Here is a 17461-nt window from a genome sequence, read left to right on the forward strand (position 1 = left end):
GGCACACAGGCGAGGGGTGTCCCACCGGCCCCGGCAAGGCGAAGCGGGCAGGGCCGTTCACGGCCCTGCCCGCTTCGCACACGGTGTCACGTCACCCGTTCTGGTCCGGCACCAGCCCCACCTGGACCAGCGGCTTCCCCCGCCGGCGCGACACGAACACGCCCCGCCCCGGCGGCATCGGCCGCGGGCGTACCCCGCCCAGCAGGTCGCCCTCGGCCGGGTCACCGCTGAGGACGACGCCCTGGGCGCCGAGCTCCTTCATGCGCTGCATGAACGGCTCGTAGCCGGCCCGGCCCGCGCCCGCGGTGGAGCGGGCGATGATGAAGCGGACGCCGACGTCGCGGGCGAAGGGCAGCAGCTCGGTCAGACCCGCCAGCGGGTTGCCGCTCGACGTGGCCACGAGGTCGAAGTCGTCGATGACGATGTAGACGGTCGGGCCGTGCCACCAGCTGCGGTCGCGCAGCTGTTCCGGCGTGACGTCGGCGGTCGGCGTACGGCGCTGCATCAGGTCGGCGAGCGCGTCCATGTGGTGCTGCATCTGGTTCGACATCGGGACGTACTCCGCCAGGTGCGAGGACGGGGTCACGCCCAGCAGGGAACGGCGGTTGTCGATGACGAACAGCTTGCACGTGTTGCCGTCGTAGCGCTCGGTGAGGCGCTGGATGAGCAGCTTCAGCAGGTTCGACTTGCCGGACTCGCTCTCGCCGAAGACGAGGAAGAACGGGTCCTGCTCGAAGTCCACGAACACCGGCTCGAGGTTGTCCTCGTCCAGCGCGAAGGCGACGCCCCGCTTGGGGAAGCGGTCGCCGGGGGGCAGCTGGTGCGCCGGGAACTCCCTGGGCAGCAGACGCACCGCCGGGGCGCCCGGCTGCTGCCAGTGCCGGGTGACCTCGGCCGTGAGCGCCTGGGTCGCCTCGGCCAGGTCCGTGTCGGAGGACAGGCCGTCGATGCGCGGGACCGCCGCCATGAAGTGCTGCCGCTGCGGCGTCTGGCCGCGGCCGGGTACGCCCGTGGGCACGTTGGCCGCGACCTTCCGGTCGAACTCGGAGTCCATGGGATCGCCGAGGCGCAGCTCGAGGCGGTTCATCAGGTGGTCCTTGAGGTTGGAGCGGACCTCCATGGACCGGGATGCGGTGAGGACGACGTGGATGCCGTAGCCCAGGCCGCGCGCCGCGATGTCCAGGACGATCGGTTCCAGCGTGTCGTAGTCCGTGCGGAAGTTGCCCCAGCCGTCGATGATCAGGAAGACGTCGCCCCAGGGCTGGTCGGCCACCGAGATGTCGCCCCGCGCGCGCCGGGCGCGGAACTCCGCGATCGAGGAGATGCCCGCGGTGCGGAAGTACTCCTCGCGGCGGGTCATCACGCCGTACACCTCGGCCGTCGTCCGCCGTACCTTCTCGGGGTCGAGGCGGGAGGCCACGCCGCCCACGTGTGGCAGGCCGGCCACGGCCGACAGACCGCCGCCACCGAAGTCCAGGGCGTAGAACTGCACTTCGTGCGGGGTGTGCGTGAGCGCGAAGGATGCGACGATCGAGCGCAGCAGTGTCGACTTGCCCGACTGCGGGCCGCCCAGGATCTGCATGTGACCGGCCGCGCCGCCGAAGTCCACCCACAGCGGGTCGCGGCGCTGCTCGTACGGCTTGTCGACGAGGCCGACGGGGATCACGAGCCGGCCGGCTCCCTCGTAGCCGGGCTGGGTCAGGCCGCGGCCGGGCACCGGGGCGAGGCCGGGCAGCAGCGTGTCGAGCGACGGCGGGCTGTCCAGCGGCGGCAGCCACACCTGGTGGGCGGCCGGGCCCTGTGCCTCCAGGCGGCGCACGATCACGTCGAGCACCGTGTCGGCGAGCGCGTCGTCCGTCTCGTCGCGCCCCTCCTCCCGACGCTGCTGCGGCACCGCCACGTACTGCACCGGGACCTGGGAGGCGGTGAACAGCACGGGCCTGCGGTCGACCGGCAGCGGCCCGCCGAACGACGTCGCCTGCTGCGCGCTCGAGCGGTACACGCCCGAGACGTACGCGGCCTTGAAGCGCACCATTTCGTCCGTGCCGAACTTCAGGAAGCCGGAGCCGGGGACGTTCGGCAGCTCGTAGGCGTCCGGGACGCCGAGCGCGGCGCGCGACTCGGCCGCCGAGAAGGTGCGCAGACCGATCCGGTACGACAGGTAGGTCTCGAGCCCGCGCAGGCGGCCTTCCTCCAGGCGCTGCGAAGCGAGCAGCAGGTGCACGCCCAGCGAACGGCCGATACGGCCGATCTGCACGAACATCTCGATGAAGTCCGGCTTGGCGGTGAGCAGTTCGCTGAACTCGTCGATCACCAGGACGAGTGACGGGATCGGCTGCAGCGGGGCACCCGCCGCGCGCGCCTTCTCGTAGGCGTGGATGTTGGCGTAGTTGCCCGCGTCGCGGAGCATCTCCTGGCGGCGGTTGAGCTCACCGCGGATCGAGTCGCCCATGCGGTCGACGAGCGTCAGGTCGTCCGCGAGGTTGGTGATCACGGCGGCCACGTGGGGCAGTTGCGCCATGCCCGCGAAGGTGGCACCGCCCTTGAAGTCCGCCAGCACGAAGTTGAGGGTCTCGGAGGAGTGGGTCACGGCGAGGCCGAGGACCAGCGTGCGCAGCAGCTCCGACTTTCCGGAACCGGTCGCGCCCACGCACAGGCCGTGCGGGCCCATGCCTTCCTGCGCCGCCTCCTTCAGGTCGAGCATGACGGGCCTGCCGTCCTCACCGACGCCGATCGGCACGCGCAGCCGTTCGGACTGCGAGCGCGGGCGCCAGGTCCGCTTGGGGTCCACCGAGGCCGCGTCGCCGAGGTTCAGCAGGTCCGTGAACTCGAGGTTCGCCAGGAGGGGTTCGTCGTCGTCCCCGCCCGACGCCATGCGCAGCGGCGCGAGCTGCCGGGCCAGGGCCTCGGCGGCTTCGTAGGAGAGCACGTCGGGGGTGCCCTCGTAGACCATGCCGTGTGCCGACTCCAGACGCAGTTCCCCGGGCTGCACCACGATGGAGAGGTCACCGCGCCCGCCGGACAGGTGGCCGGGCACGATCTCCAGGACGGTCACGCCCTGCAGGCCCTCCGGGCTCGCCAGCAGGGACGCCGGCGACAGCGACACGCCGTCGAGCACGACCACCAGGTGCGGCTGCTCGGGCACCGGCGGACCGTCCGGGTGGAAGCGCGGACGGCCCTGGAGGCGGGTGGCGAGCAGGTCCTCCAGCTCCGCCGGGTCGGCCGCGATCAGCCGCATGCTGCCCGCGCCGTCCGCCGCGCCCCGGGCCTGGACGTGCGGCAGCCACTTGGCCCACTCCCACTCGTGCGCCGCGTCGCGTCCGGTGGCGACGGCGACGACCAGGTCCTCGGGGGAGTGCAGCGAGGCGAGGGAGGCGGTGACGGCGCGGGCCGTGCCGCGCACGGTGAGGGGATCGCCGCTGAGGGTGACGTGGTAGAAGGCGCGCAGTGAGACCGCCATGGGCAGGTTCTCCAGGGTGCTGTGCGTGGCCACGAAGCGCTGCACGGCGCCCGCGGTCAACGGCTCCAGCTGGTCCACCGCGCCGGTCTCCGGCGGCACCAGGGGAGTGGCCAGGGCCTGCGGGCCCAGACCCACGCGCACCTGCCCGAAGTCCTCGTCGCCGGTGCGCCGTTCCCACACCCGGCTGCCCTCGGCGACCAGCGCCCAGAGTTGCTCCGGTGAAGGGTGCAGGAAGTACTGTGCGTCGCGCTGGGCCCTGGCCGTCTCCTGGGCGGCACGCCGGGTCTGGGACAGGTAGCGCAGGTAGTCGCGGCGCAGGTCGGCCAGCTGGCCCTGGTTGCCGCGGCGGTAGCGGACCAGCATCGCGATGCCCATCGCGATCGTGGACGCCACCATCACCATGCCCATGATCTTCATGAAGGGCTGGGCCTGCGGGTTGAAGAAGAACACCACGGAGCCGCCCATGCCCAGCATGGGCAGGAGCTGCATCAAGGCGCCTTCCTGCTGCCCGCGCGGAAGTTCCGGCGGTGGTTGCAGCACGACCTCGGCCGTGGGCACGTCCTTCGGCAGTGCCCGCGGCGGGCGCTTGACGACGATGTGGCTCACTTCGCACCAATTCCCTTGCCGCACCGATCCGTTCCGTCCGCCGCCCCGTGCCCGGCGAACGTCGATCGTGAACCGCGATCCTACTGACAACCACGGACAACGGCGGGCGGTAGGGTGCCCGTGAGACATGTGAGCAGGTGCGAATCGGCCGGGGGAAAACCGGCAATGTGCAACGTTCGGTACGGCGCTTCCCGCCTGCCGGGACGCCGGTCGGCCGCGGCAGGCGGTGGCGCGGCACGACGAACACAGGATCCTTACAGGACGGGCGAGGCGACGACACGCCCGCCCGCCTCACCGACGAGGGGGAACAGCAGGTGAGTACGACGGCCTCCGCGCCGGCCGGCACGACCGGCGGACCGGGCACCGGAGCCCCTTCCGGGTTCGGCTTCTGCCGGGTCACCATAGTGGCGCCCGACAGCCGCATCGACGTGGCGCTGCCCGACGACGTACCGGTCGCCGACCTGTACCCGGAGATCCTGAGGTTCTCCCGGCAGAGCCCCGAGGAGGGGGCCCCGGTCGGCTACCACCTCGTACGCCGGGACGGCACCGTCCTGGACAGCGCCCGCTCCTTCGCGGCCCAGCGCATCCTGGACGGGGAACTCCTCACGCTGCGGCCGTTCTCCGAGTCGCTGCCGCCCGCGGTCCACGACGACGTCTCCGAGGCGGTGGCCTCCGCCGTCACCCGTGACCGCACCCTGTGGAACGGCGAACTCACGCGCGTGGCCGGGCTCGTCGCGGGCGGCACGCTGCCCGTGCTGCTCGCCTTCGTGGCCTGGAGCTCCCAGATCCGTCACGACATGCACGGCCTCCAGGGCATCCTCGCCGCGGTCGCCGGGGTCCTGCTGACGACCTTCGCGTGCGTCCGCGCGCGCGTGTACGCCGATCGCGGCTCCGCGGTCGCCCTGGGACTCGGCGCCCTCCCGAACGTCGCCGTCGCCGGCTCGGGCCTGGTGCCGCTCGCCGAGGGACAGGGCATCGGGCGGCTCCAGTTCCTCCTCGCCTGCGCGGCGGTCCTGGTCGCCTCCGTCGTGCTGACCCTCGTCTCGCCGGGTGGCGACAGCCCCTTCGTGGCCTTCGTCTTCGCCTCCACGATCGGCCTGCTCACCACCTTCATCGCGATGCTGGCGGATTTCAGCCCCCTGGAGACGGCCGCGGTCTGCGCCCCCCTCTCGGTGTGCGCCCTGGCCTTCCTGCCGGGCCTGTCCATGCGCTTCGCCCGGCTGCCCATCGGCTTCGAACCGCCGAACCCCGCGCGCGGCTACGCGACCGACGAGCCGGTCACCCAGGAGCCCGTCGACACCGAGCGCATCGCCGCCCAGGTGCGCCGCGGCCACGAACTGCTCGTGGGGCTGGTCGGCGGCTGCGCGCTCGTCTCGGTGGGCGCGGCGATCGTCCTCGGCTTCTCCAGCAACGTCTGGGCGCAGCTTCTCGCCCTGGCCACCGGCGTCGCGATGCTGATGCGGGCCCATCTGTTCCGCTACACCGCCCAGGTCGGCGCCACGCTGGCCGCCGGTCTGGCGTGCCTGGTCTTCCTCGGCCTCGGACTCGCCCTGAACCCTCCGGCGGGGTACTGGCGCGACGCGCTGCAGGGCGACGCCACCGCCCTGGACATCCGCAGCGTATGGCTGGCGGCGGCGGTCGCCGCGACCGCCACCCTGGTCACCGCGATCGGCCTGATCGTCCCGCGCCGCGGCGTCACGCCCTTCTGGGGCCGCTTCATGGAGATCGCCGAGGCCTTCGTCCTCCTGACCCTGGTACCCCTGGCGCTCGCCGTGTTCGACGTGTACGCGGCGGCCCGGTCGATGACCGGCAACTGACCGACGGACCCGGGAAGCGCGGCGTCGCGGAGGGCCTTCGCCGGAACGACGGACGGGCGGCACGCACGCGTGCCGCCCGTCCGTCGCCTCATCCGGAGGCGGACTCCCCGTCGTGCGGCGCGGGCTCCAGGTCGAACTCGCCGTCCCGCGCGCCCAGCACGAACGCCCGCCACTCCGCCTCCGTGTAGCGCAGCACCGTGTCCGGGTCGAGGGACGACCGCATGGCCACGGCCCCGCCGGGGAGGTAGGCGATCTCGACCCGCTCCTCGTGCTCCTCGGTCCCGGGCGCGCAGTGCCACTCGACGCCGGAGATGTCGAGGGCGTACAACTCGTCCCGCTCCCGCTCCTTGCGCGCCTTGATCTCCTCTGCCGTCTCCGCCATGGCCGCAGCGACCCCCTTTTTCATCGACTTCTCCGACGGACGGACCGTCCGAGCGCTCACCCTAGTGGCCCTCTGCCTCCCCTCCGGGCGGTTCGCGGACCGAGGCGGAGGCGCCCTCCGCTGCCTGGTACCCTGAGTGACGGCCGTTTGTGTACGCACCTCCGGAGCCCATCGTTCTGGAGGCCGCGCCCAGCGGATCCCCGCCTCCCGAGTTGCGGAAGTTCCCCCGAGAAGTGGACCGGGGGCACTCGGTGGCCACTCACAGACCATGAGGAGTACGCGTGTCGCTCGACGCCGCCACGAAGAAGCAGATCATCGCCGAGTTCGGTACCAAGGAGGGTGACACCGGCTCCCCCGAGGTCCAGGTCGCTCTGCTGTCCCGTCGGATCTCCGACCTGACCGAGCACCTCAAGACCCACAAGCACGACCACCACTCCCGCCGCGGTCTGCTGATCCTGGTCGGTCAGCGCCGCCGGCTGCTGCAGTACCTCGCCAAGAAGGACATCCAGCGCTTCCGTGCGCTGGTCGACCGCCTCGGCATCCGCCGCGGTGCGGCGGGCGCCAAGTAAGACGCCGTGAAGGGAGCGGTTCCCTGGAGAAAGGGGGCCGCTCCCTTTGCTGTACGTGCGCAGTGTCACCGCGGCTTTGTAGTGTGGTAGCACAACGCAGTGAGCACGGCTCAGCGTGATGACCAGGCCCGTTCCGGGTATGCGTCACCACGGACGTCGGACGACGAACGTCGCACGACGGAAGAACCACGGAAGCAACGAGAAAGAACGAGGAGAAGCGCACCTCGCCGCCGCCGGTCCTCGGTAGTGGCCCCCGGGCGAACGAGTCCCGGGAGCTTCGATCGAAGACCGGCCCGCACCAGACGGAGCGCTTCTCCGCCACCGTCCCCCTGCCACACGGGCAAGGAGGGACGAAAGACGACAAGTAACGGAGAAAACGCTAGTGGAGAACGAGACCCACTACGCCGAGGCCGTCATCGACAACGGCACCTTCGGCACCCGCACCATCCGCTTCGAGACGGGCCGCCTGGCCAAGCAGGCCGCCGGCTCCGCCGTGGCGTACCTGGACGACGACACCATGGTGCTGTCGGCCACCACCGCCTCCAAGAACCCCAAGGACCAGCTCGACTTCTTCCCGCTGACGGTCGACGTCGAGGAGCGGATGTACGCCGCCGGCAAGATCCCCGGCAGCTTCTTCCGCCGTGAGGGCCGCCCCTCCGAGGACGCGATCCTCACCTGCCGCCTCATCGACCGCCCGCTGCGCCCGTCCTTCAAGAAGGGCCTGCGCAACGAGATCCAGGTCGTCGCCACGATCATGGCGCTCAACCCCGACCACCTGTACGACGTCGTGGCGATCAACGCCGCGTCCGCGTCCACGCAGCTGGCCGGCCTGCCCTTCTCCGGCCCGATCGGCGGCGTCCGCGTCGCGCTGATCCGCGGCCAGTGGGTGGCCTTCCCGACCCACACCGAGCTCGAGGACGCCGTCTTCGACATGGTCGTCGCGGGCCGCGTCCTGGAGGACGGCGACGTCGCGATCATGATGGTCGAGGCCGAGGCCACCGAGAAGACGATCAAGCTGATCGAGGGCGGCGCCGAGGCGCCCACCGAGGAGGTCGTCGCCGCCGGTCTGGAAGCCGCGAAGCCCTTCATCAAGGTGCTGTGCAGGGCCCAGTCGGACCTCGCGTCCAAGGCCGCCAAGCCCACCGCCGAGTTCCCGATCTTCCTGGACTACCAGGACGACGTGTTCGAGGCGCTGACCGCCGCCGTCCGCCCCGAGCTCGCCCAGGCGCTCACCATCGCCGGCAAGCAGGAGCGCGAGGCGGAGCTGGACCGCGTCAAGCAGCTCGCCGCCGAGAAGCTCCTGCCGGAGTTCGAGGGCCGCGAGAAGGAGATCTCCGCCGCCTACCGCTCGCTCACCAAGCAGCTGGTCCGCGAGCGCGTGATCAAGGAGAAGAAGCGCATCGACGGCCGCGGGCTGACGGACATCCGCACCCTGGCCGCCGAGGTCGAGGCCATCCCGCGGGTCCACGGCTCCGCCGTGTTCGAGCGTGGCGAGACCCAGATCCTGGGCGTCACCACCCTCAACATGCTCCGCATGGAGCAGCAGCTGGACACCCTCTCCCCGGTGACCCGCAAGCGCTACATGCACAACTACAACTTCCCGCCGTACTCCACCGGCGAGACCGGCCGCGTCGGCTCCCCCAAGCGCCGCGAGATCGGCCACGGCGCCCTCGCCGAGCGCGCCCTGATCCCGGTCCTGCCGACGCGCGAGGAGTTCCCCTACGCGATCCGCCAGGTCTCCGAGGCGCTCAGCTCGAACGGCTCGACCTCCATGGGCTCGGTCTGCGCCTCCACCATGTCGCTGCTGAACGCCGGTGTGCCGCTCAAGGCCCCGGTCGCCGGTATCGCCATGGGCCTGATCTCGCAGGAGATCGAGGGCGAGACGCACTACGTCACCCTCACCGACATCCTCGGTGCCGAGGACGCCTTCGGCGACATGGACTTCAAGGTCGCCGGCACCAAGGACTTCGTGACCGCCCTCCAGCTCGACACCAAGCTGGACGGCATCCCGGCCTCCGTCCTGGCCGCGGCCCTCAAGCAGGCCCGCGACGCCCGCCTCCACATCCTCGACGTGATGATGGAAGCGATCGACACGCCGGACGAGATGTCCCCGAACGCGCCGCGGATCATCACCGTGAAGATCCCGGTCGACAAGATCGGTGAGGTCATCGGCCCCAAGGGCAAGATGATCAACCAGATCCAGGAGGACACGGGCGCCGAGATCACCATCGAGGACGACGGCACGATCTACATCGGTGCCGCCGACGGCCCCTCGGCGGAGGCCGCCCGTACGGCGATCAACTCCATCGCCAACCCGACCATGCCCGAGGTCGGCGAGCGCTACCTCGGCACGGTCGTCAAGACGACCACCTTCGGTGCGTTCGTCTCCCTGCTGCCCGGCAAGGACGGTCTGCTGCACATCTCGCAGATCCGCAAGCTGGCCGGCGGCAAGCGCGTGGAGAACGTCGAGGACGTGCTCGGCGTGGGCCAGAAGGTCCAGGTCGAGATCGCCGAGATCGACTCCCGAGGCAAGCTCTCCCTCGTTCCCGTGATCGAGGGCGAGGAAGGCGACGAGGACAAGAAGGACGACGCCGACCAGTGACGTCCCCCGGCTCGAAGGCGACGGCCCGCACCTCCTCGGAGGAGCGGGCCGTCGCCCGTACCCAAACCCTGATCGAGGGCACCGGCGGCATCGGCACGGTCCGCAGGACCACCCTCCCCGGTGGCCTGCGCATCGTCACCGAGACGCTGCCCTCGGTCCGCTCCGCCACCTTCGGCATCTGGGCGCACGTCGGCTCCCGCGACGAGACCCCGGCCCTGAACGGTGCCACGCACTACCTGGAGCACCTGCTCTTCAAGGGCACCACCCGCAGGTCCGCCCTGGACATCTCCTCCGCCATCGACGCGGTCGGCGGCGAGATGAACGCGTTCACGGCGAAGGAGTACACGTGCTACTACGCGCGCGTGCTCGACACCGACCTGCCGCTCGCCATCGACGTCGTCTGCGACATGCTGACGGGCTCCCTCATCCTGGAGGAGGACGTCGACGTCGAGCGCGGCGCCATCCTCGAAGAGATCGCGATGACCGAGGACGACCCGGGCGACTGCGTGCACGACCTGTTCGCGCACACGATGTTCGGCGACACCCCCCTCGGCCGCCCGGTCCTGGGCACCGTCGACACCGTCAACGCCCTCACCGCCGACCGCATCCGCCGCTTCTACAGGAAGCACTACGACCCGACCCACCTCGTGGTCGCCTGCGCGGGCAACATCGACCACGGCGAGGTCGTGCGCCAGGTCCGCGCGGCCTTCGAGAAGGCGGGCGCCTTCAAGAACCCCGAAGCCGAGCCCGTCGCCCCGCGCGGCGGCAACCGGGCCCTGCGCACCGCGGGCCGCGTCGAGCTGGTCGACCGCAGGACCGAGCAGGCGCACATCGTCCTCGGCATGCCGGGCCTGGCCCGCACGGACGAACGCCGCTGGGCCCTCGGCGTGCTGAACACCGCCCTCGGCGGCGGCATGTCCTCCCGGCTCTTCCAGGAGGTCCGCGAAAAGCGCGGTCTGGCCTACAGCGTGTACTCGTACACCTCCGGCTTCGCCGACTGCGGCCTGTTCGGCGTGTACGCGGGCTGCCGCCCGAGCCAGGTGCACGACGTGCTGAAGATCTGCCGCGACGAACTCGACCACGTCGCCGAGCACGGTCTGACGGACGACGAGATAGGGCGGGCCATCGGCCAGCTCCAGGGCTCCACGGTCCTCGGCCTGGAGGACACGGGCGCGCTGATGAACCGCATCGGCAAGAGCGAGCTGTGCTGGGGCGAGCAGATGTCCGTCGACGACATGCTGGCCCGGATGGCCGCGGTCACCCCGGACGACGTCCGCTCGGTCGCCCGCGAGATCCTGGGGCGGCGGCCCTCGCTGTCGGTCATCGGCCCGCTGAAGGACAAGCAGGCGGCCCGTCTGCACGACGCCGTCGCCTAATCCCTCCGGTAAGGAAGCACAAGAGATGAGCAAGCTGCGCGTGGCGGTCCTGGGCGCCAGGGGCCGGATCGGTTCGGAGGCGGTACGAGCCGTCGAGGCCGCCGAGGACATGGAACTGGTCGCCGCCCTCGGCCGGGGCGACAAACTGGAGACCCTGGCCGAGACCGGCGCCGAGGTCGCCGTCGAGCTGACCACCCCCGCCTCGGTGATGGGCAACCTCGACTTCTGCGTACGCCACGGCATCCACGCGGTCGTCGGGACGACCGGCTGGACCGACGACCGCCTCGCGCAGCTGAAGGGCTGGCTGGCCCAGTCCCCGCAGACCGGTGTGCTCATCGCGCCGAACTTCTCCATCGGGGCCGTGCTGACCATGAAGTTCGCGCAGATCGCCGCGCCGTACTTCGAGTCCGTCGAGGTCGTCGAGCTGCACCACCCCAACAAGGTGGACGCCCCGTCCGGCACCGCCACGCGCACGGCCCAGCTCATCGCCGAGGCGCGCGCGAAGGCGGGCTCGGCCCCCGCTCCGGACGCCACGGTGACGGCGCTGGAGGGCGCGCGGGGCGCCAGCGTGGACGGGATCCCCGTCCACGCGGTCCGCCTGCGCGGCCTGCTCGCCCACCAGGAGGTGCTGCTGGGAGGCGAGGGCGAGACCCTCACCGTGCGGCACGACTCCCTGCACCACAGCAGCTTCATGCCGGGCATCCTGCTCGGCGTGCGCCGGGTGGTGACCACTGCGGGCCTCACCTTCGGCCTGGAGCACTTCCTGGACCTGAACTGAGTTCCTGATCCGTCATGCGCGCGAAGATCTCCTACGCCGTCACGGCCGCCGTCCTGGTCGTCTACTTCGTCCTGGTCGGCAGCCGCGGCGTCCTGCTCATCGAGACCGGCACCCCGCTGACCGTCACCTTCGGCATCGCGGTGCTGGTCCTGCCGGTCATCGGACTCTGGTTCCTGTGGAAGAACACCCAGTTCGTCCGCAAGGCCAACCAGCTCGCCGCCGAACTCGACGCCGAGGGCGGCCTGCCCGTCGACGAGCTCGAACGCACCCCCAGCGGCCGGATCGACCGCGACTCGGCCGACGAGGTCTTCGCCAGGCGCAAGGCCGAGACGGAAGCGGCCCCCGACGACTGGCGCAACTGGTTCCGCCTCGCCGTCGCCTACCACGACGCCCGCGACACCCCGCGCGCCCGCAGGGCCATGCAACGCGCGATCGCCCTGCACGACGGCAAACAGGCCGAGGTCTGAGCCGTACGCCGAAGGGGCCGGCCCGCACCGCCGCGGACCGGCCCCTTCGCGTCGCTCCCGGAAGCGGCGGGCTCAGCCGCGCCCGTTCTCCGCGGCCCACGCCTCCAGCGTGTCGGCCGCCCGGTCGAACGCCGCCGACCGCGCCAGGAAGTCCGCGTCGTGCGTGGTCAGCAGCGGCGGCAGGCCGTCGGCCGCACGCCCCCGCCGTACGAGGAGCAGCGCCTGTCCCTGCACCGTCCGCGGCAGTCCCAGCCAGCGCACCGGCCGCTGCACCGTACGCACGGACACGACCTCCTCCCAGGGCGCCGTCCGCGTGCTGAGGAAACTCACGTGCCGCAGCCCCCGGCCGCTGACCCACACGCCCACGCGCAGCAGGCGCAGGGCGCACACGATGACGGCCAGCGCGATGCCGAAGACCGCACCGGCCGACGACACCGAGGCCGTCGCCGCGATGATCACCGCTGCGAACAGCACGAACGAGGCGAGCAGCAGCGCGATCGCCGCCGCTCCCACCCGCCACGGCCCGGGACGGTAGGGGCGCCGCCAGCGGTCCCGGTCGTCGTGCGGCAGCGGGACATCCTCCGCGCTCTCGAAAGCGCGGTCGGCCGTCAGGAAGGGCAGGGGCACGACTGGTCCTCACTCGATCCGTGCAGGTGCTGTGCCCGGTGAGGCTACCGATCCGTGTCCCCGGTCACCACTGTCGGGGCCCGGATGAGTCAGTACCGCCCCGTGACGGCTCAGCGCCCGCCGGACGCCCGGGACTGCGGGGCCGGGTGATCGAGGGACAGCGCGGGCATCCCGAGGACCAGGGATCCCACGAGACCGGCGACGATGGTGAGGCCCAGCAGCCAGCGCCCGGCCAGCCGGCCGACGGACGCCCGCTCGCGGGGCGGGGGAGTGACGTTGCTGCGGAACCTGTCGGCTTCGGCGAGGAAGGCGAACGGGACGGGTTCGCGCCGACGGAGCATCGGGTCTGCGGCCCCCTTCCGGGACGGACGGAACACGGTCATCGGTAAGGACGAACGGCCTCCCCCGAAGGTGCCCTGTTTCACCGACTTCACAACGGCACGGGTCCGAACGCACCGTTTGGCGGGTCGTAGAGTGGCGGTCGTCAAGAGACGAGATGGGAAGGCCCTGCCAACCGTGACCGACACCCCCGCCGACGACCTCAAGCCCAGCTTCCGCAGCGACGTCACCGTCGAGCTGGTCAAGCACACCGCCTCCGACGCGGACGTCCTGTTCGCCGCCCGCGTATCGACGATCGGCGAGCAGTCCCTGGACGAGCTGAACAAGGACCCGGAGCGCTCCAAGGGCCTGATCAACTACCTGATGCGGGACCGGCACGGCAGCCCCTTCGAGCACAACTCGATGACCTTCTTCATCAGCGCCCCGATCTTCGTCTTCCGCGAGTTCATGCGGCACCGCGTGGGCTGGTCGTACAACGAGGAGTCCGGCCGCTACCGCGAGCTCCAGCCGGTCTTCTACGTCCCGGACGAGTCCCGCAAGCTGGTCCAGGAGGGCCGCCCGGGCAAGTACCGGTTCGTCGAGGGCACCGCGGCCCAGCAGGAACTGGTCGCCCGCGCCATGGAGGACTCCTACCGGCAGTCGTACGAGGCCTACCGGGAGATGCTCGCCGCCGGCGTCGCCCGCGAGGTCGCCCGCTCGGTCCTCCCCGTCGGCCTGTACTCCTCGATGTACGCCACCTGCAATGCCCGCTCCCTGATGCACTTCCTCGGTCTGCGCACCCAGCACGAGCTGGCCAAGGTCCCCTCCTTCCCGCAGCGGGAGATCGAGATGGTCGGCGAGAGGATGGAGGCCGAGTGGGCCAGGCTCATGCCGCTCACCTACGCCGCCTTCAACGCGAACGGACGGGTGGCGCCGTAGCGCAACTGCGTTCCCCCACGGGCACGGATGTACGTGTCAGCCGCAGGAAGTGTCCGTATTGCGGCATTTGGCGAAGTTCATCTAGCCTGATCAAACGGGTCCGGCACTGCTTGAACCCCCGAGCAGGCAGTGCCGGGCTCCCCCTTTGTCACGACTTGCCGCCCGCCCCGAGGGCAGACCCCTCCTGAGCAACGAGTAGCGTGTAACCCATGGCTCCGACCTCCACTCCGCAGACCCCCTTCGGGCGGGTCCTCACCGCCATGGTCACGCCCTTCACGGCGGACGGCGCACTCGATCTCGACGGCGCACAGCGGCTCGCCGCGCACCTGGTGGACGCAGGCAACGACGGCCTGATCGTCAACGGCACCACCGGCGAGTCCCCCACCACCAGCGACGCGGAGAAATCGGACCTCGTACGGGCGGTCCTGGAGGCGGTCGGCGACCGCGCCCACGTCGTGGCCGGCGTCGGCACCAACGACACCCACCACAGCATCGAGCTCGCCCGTGCGGCCGAGCGCGCCGGCGCACACGGCCTGCTGGTCGTCACGCCCTACTACAACAAGCCCCCGCAGGAGGGCCTCCGCCGTCACTTCTCGGCCATCGCCGACGCCACCGAGCTGCCGGTCATGCTCTACGACATCCCCGGCCGCAGCGGCGTCCCCATCAACACCGAGACGCTCGTCCGCCTCGCCGAGCACCCCCGGATCGTCGCCAACAAGGACGCCAAGGGCGACCTCGGCCGCGCCAGCTGGGCCATCGCCCGCTCCGGCCTCGCCTGGTACTCCGGCGACGACATGCTGAACCTGCCGCTGCTCTCGGTGGGCGCGGTCGGCTTCGTCTCGGTCGTCGGCCACCTGGTCACCCCCGAGCTGCGCGCCCTGGTCGACGCGTACACCTCGGGCGACGTCCAGAAGGCGACCGAGATCCACCAGAAGCTGCTCCCGGTCTACACGGGCGTGTTCCGCACCCAGGGCGTGATGACCACGAAGGCGGCGCTCGCCCTGCAGGGACTGCCCGCCGGACCGCTGCGCGCGCCCATGGTCGCGTGCACGCCGGAGGAGATCGAGCAGCTCAAGATCGATCTTGCCGCCGGCGGGGTACAGCTCTGACAACAGACTTCGCGCGACCGCTCGCGCACGCGGACTCCACAACTGAATAAGCAGGCCACCGGTGCCTGCGCCCCACATGACAACTGCTTCTGCACGAACGTCACGCGCGCCACGTGCCCTACCGGTACGTGGCGCGCGTGGTGAGGAGAGTCTTTTGAGTCATCCGCACCCTGAACTCGGCTCGCCCCCGCCGCTCCCCGAAGGCGGCCTGCGGGTCACCCCGCTCGGCGGCCTCGGCGAGATCGGCCGGAACATGACGGTCTTCGAGTACGGCGGCCGTCTGCTGATCGTCGACTGCGGAGTCCTCTTCCCCGAGGAGGAGCAGCCCGGAATCGACCTGATCCTGCCGGACTTCTCGTCCATCCGGGACCGCCTCGACGACATCGAGGGCATCGTCCTCACCCACGGCCACGAGGACCACATCGGCGGCGTCCCCTACCTGCTGCGCGAGAAGGCGGACATCCCGCTGATCGGCTCCAAGCTGACCCTCGCCCTCATCGAGGCCAAGCTCCAGGAGCACCGCATCCGCCCGTACACCCTGGAGGTGGCGGAGGGACACCGCGAGCGCATCGGCCCCTTCGACTGCGAGTTCGTCGCGGTCAACCACTCCATCCCCGACGCGCTGGCCGTCGCCATCCGCACCCCCGCGGGCATGGTGGTCCACACCGGCGACTTCAAGATGGACCAGCTCCCGCTGGACAACCGCCTCACGGACCTCCACGCGTTCGCGCGGCTGAGCGAGGAGGGCATCGACCTCCTCCTTTCCGACTCCACGAACGCCGAGGTCCCCGGCTTCACCCCGCACGAGCGGGACATCTCCAACGTCCTGCGCCAGGTGTTCGCCGGCGCCCGCAAGCGGATCATCGTGGCCAGCTTCGCCAGCCACGTCCACCGCATCCAGCAGATCCTGGACGCGGCGCACGAGTACGGCCGCCGGGTCGCCTTCGTGGGCCGTTCCATGGTCCGCAACATGGGCATCGCCCGCGACCTCGGCTACCTGAAGGTCCCGCCGGGCCTGGTCGTCGACGTCAAGACCCTCGACGACCTCCCCGACCATGAGGTGGTCCTCGTCTGCACGGGCTCGCAGGGCGAACCCATGGCGGCCCTGTCCCGCATGGCCAACCGGGACCACCAGATCCGCATCGTCGACGGCGACACGGTGATCCTGGCCTCGTCGCTGATCCCCGGCAACGAGAACGCGGTCTACCGCGTGATCAACGGCTTGACCCGCTGGGGCGCGAACGTCATCCACAAGGGCAACGCCAAGGTGCACGTCTCGGGCCACGCCTCGGCCGGCGAGCTGCTGTACTTCTACAACATCTGCCGCCCGAGGAACCTGATGCCGGTGCACGGCGAATGGCGCCACCTGCGCGCCAACGCCGAGCTGGGCGCCCTCACCGGCGTCCCGCACGACCGCATCGTCATCGCCGAGGACGGCGTGGCCGTCGACCTGATCGAGGGCAAGGCCAAGATCTCCGGCAAGGTCAAGGCGGGATACGTCTACGTCGACGGCCTCTCCGTCGGTGACGTCGGCGAGCCGGCGCTGAAGGACCGCAAGATCCTCGGCGACGAGGGCATCATCTCGGTCTTCGTGGTCATCGACTCGTCCACCGGCAAGATCACCGGTGGTCCGCACATCCAGGCCCGCGGCTCGGGCATCGAGGACTCCGCCTTCGGCGACGTGATCCCCAAGATCACGGAGTCGCTCGAGCGCTCGGCCCAGGACGGCGTCGTCGAACCCCACCAGCTCCAGCAGCTGGTGCGCCGCACGCTGGGCAAGTGGGTGTCGGACACGTACCGGCGCAGGCCGATGATCCTGCCCGTGGTGGTCGAGGTCTGACGGTCGTCGGACGCTCGTCCGAGCGAACCGGGAGCGGGGCGCCGCGATTTGCATCGCGGCGCCCCGCTCCAGTACGTTTACAACTCCGCTCGGACGGGAACCCGGCCACCTCGTGTGCCGGAGCGACCTCCGGAGGAGCGGGAATTCCGACTCAGAATCTCTGATAAAGTCGGAAGCGCCGGAAAGGGAAACGCGGAAGCGGGAACCTGGAAAGCACCGAGGAAATCGGATCGGAAAGATCTGGTAGAGTCGGAGACGCAAGACCGAAGGGAAGCGCCCGGAGGAAAGCCCGCGAGGGTGAGTACGAAGGAAGCGTCCGTTCCTTGAGAACTCAACAGCGTGCCAAAAGTCAACGCCAGATATGTTGATACCCCGTTCCCGGCCGGTCGGCCGGGGCGAGGTTCCTTTGAAGAAAACACAGCGAGGACGCTGTGAACGGCCGGGCCTATTCCGCTCGGCTGTTCCGCTCTCGTGATGTGTCACCCGATCACGGGTAAGCATTCACGGAGAGTTTGATCCTGGCTCAGGACGAACGCTGGCGGCGTGCTTAACACATGCAAGTCGAACGATG

13 protein-coding genes and 1 rRNA gene are annotated in these 17461 nt (G+C 70.6%); 10 read left to right on the plus strand and 4 right to left on the minus strand.

Annotated elements, in window-relative coordinates:
* Positions 1-91 precede the first annotated feature (91 nt).
* Positions 92-4066 (minus strand): type VII secretion protein EccCa, encoded by a 3975-nt coding sequence (eccCa, locus tag AB0L29_RS09655; RefSeq protein ID WP_365825121.1) that lies wholly within the window; start codon positions 4064-4066, stop codon positions 92-94.
* A gap of 314 nt (positions 4067-4380) precedes the next feature.
* On the opposite strand from eccCa, the gene eccD reads away from it, so the two are divergent.
* Complete coding sequence (gene eccD / locus AB0L29_RS09660; protein WP_365825123.1) at positions 4381-5883, plus strand: type VII secretion integral membrane protein EccD; 1503 nt, start codon at positions 4381-4383, stop codon at positions 5881-5883.
* Between the two features lie 88 nt (positions 5884-5971).
* On the opposite strand, the gene AB0L29_RS09665 is transcribed toward eccD, so the two are convergent.
* Entirely contained in the window at positions 5972-6265 is a 294-nt protein-coding gene (locus tag AB0L29_RS09665) for a DUF397 domain-containing protein (RefSeq protein WP_365825125.1), read from the minus strand.
* 281 nt (positions 6266-6546) lie between these two features.
* Between AB0L29_RS09665 and rpsO the strand changes: the two genes are divergently transcribed.
* The 5 genes from rpsO (at position 6547) to AB0L29_RS09690 (ending at position 12057) form a co-directional block, all read left to right on the plus strand.
* Positions 6547-6834, plus strand: coding sequence for a 30S ribosomal protein S15 (rpsO, locus tag AB0L29_RS09670; protein ID WP_003997419.1), 288 nt, complete (start codon positions 6547-6549; stop codon positions 6832-6834).
* A gap of 382 nt (positions 6835-7216) precedes the next feature.
* Positions 7217-9436, plus strand: a complete 2220-nt coding sequence (locus AB0L29_RS09675) for a polyribonucleotide nucleotidyltransferase (RefSeq protein ID WP_365825127.1) — start codon at positions 7217-7219, stop codon at positions 9434-9436.
* A complete protein-coding gene (locus AB0L29_RS09680) occupies positions 9433-10812 on the plus strand; it encodes a pitrilysin family protein (protein ID WP_365825129.1) in 1380 nt (459 codons plus the stop codon). Before AB0L29_RS09675 ends, AB0L29_RS09680 begins: the two co-directional genes overlap by 4 nt.
* Positions 10813-10837: 25 nt before the next feature.
* Positions 10838-11590, plus strand: a complete 753-nt coding sequence (gene dapB / locus AB0L29_RS09685) for a 4-hydroxy-tetrahydrodipicolinate reductase (protein WP_365825131.1) — start codon at positions 10838-10840, stop codon at positions 11588-11590.
* A 14-nt stretch (positions 11591-11604) separates the two neighbouring features.
* The gene (locus AB0L29_RS09690; protein ID WP_365825133.1) at positions 11605-12057 is read left to right on the plus strand and encodes a hypothetical protein; all 453 of its coding nucleotides are present in this window, start codon (positions 11605-11607) and stop codon (positions 12055-12057) included.
* A 72-nt stretch (positions 12058-12129) separates the two neighbouring features.
* On the opposite strand, the gene AB0L29_RS09695 is transcribed toward AB0L29_RS09690, so the two are convergent.
* Together AB0L29_RS09695 and AB0L29_RS09700 are read right to left on the minus strand one after the other, a co-directional pair.
* On the minus strand, positions 12130-12684 hold the full coding sequence (locus tag AB0L29_RS09695; protein WP_365825135.1) for a hypothetical protein: 555 nt from the start codon (positions 12682-12684) through the stop codon (positions 12130-12132).
* Between the two features lie 110 nt (positions 12685-12794).
* A complete protein-coding gene (locus AB0L29_RS09700) occupies positions 12795-13025 on the minus strand; it encodes a hypothetical protein (protein WP_365825137.1) in 231 nt (76 codons plus the stop codon).
* A gap of 175 nt (positions 13026-13200) precedes the next feature.
* On the opposite strand from AB0L29_RS09700, the gene thyX reads away from it, so the two are divergent.
* From thyX to AB0L29_RS09720, 4 genes are all read left to right on the plus strand, one after another.
* Positions 13201-13941, plus strand: coding sequence for an FAD-dependent thymidylate synthase (gene thyX, locus AB0L29_RS09705; protein ID WP_365825139.1), 741 nt, complete (start codon positions 13201-13203; stop codon positions 13939-13941).
* 209 nt (positions 13942-14150) lie between these two features.
* Entirely contained in the window at positions 14151-15050 is a 900-nt protein-coding gene (dapA, locus tag AB0L29_RS09710) for a 4-hydroxy-tetrahydrodipicolinate synthase (RefSeq protein WP_365825141.1), read from the plus strand.
* Between the two features lie 154 nt (positions 15051-15204).
* Positions 15205-16890 carry a ribonuclease J gene (locus tag AB0L29_RS09715; protein WP_365825143.1) on the plus strand — a complete coding sequence of 562 codons (1686 nt, stop codon included), beginning with the start codon at positions 15205-15207 and terminating at the stop codon, positions 16888-16890.
* Positions 16891-17390: 500 nt separating this feature from the next.
* Positions 17391-17461: ribosomal RNA gene (locus AB0L29_RS09720) — 16S ribosomal RNA — on the plus strand; the annotation flags it as partial.

This window comes from Streptomyces sp. NPDC052701 (assembly GCF_040678355.1).
GTDB lineage: Bacteria > Actinomycetota > Actinomycetes > Streptomycetales > Streptomycetaceae > Streptomyces.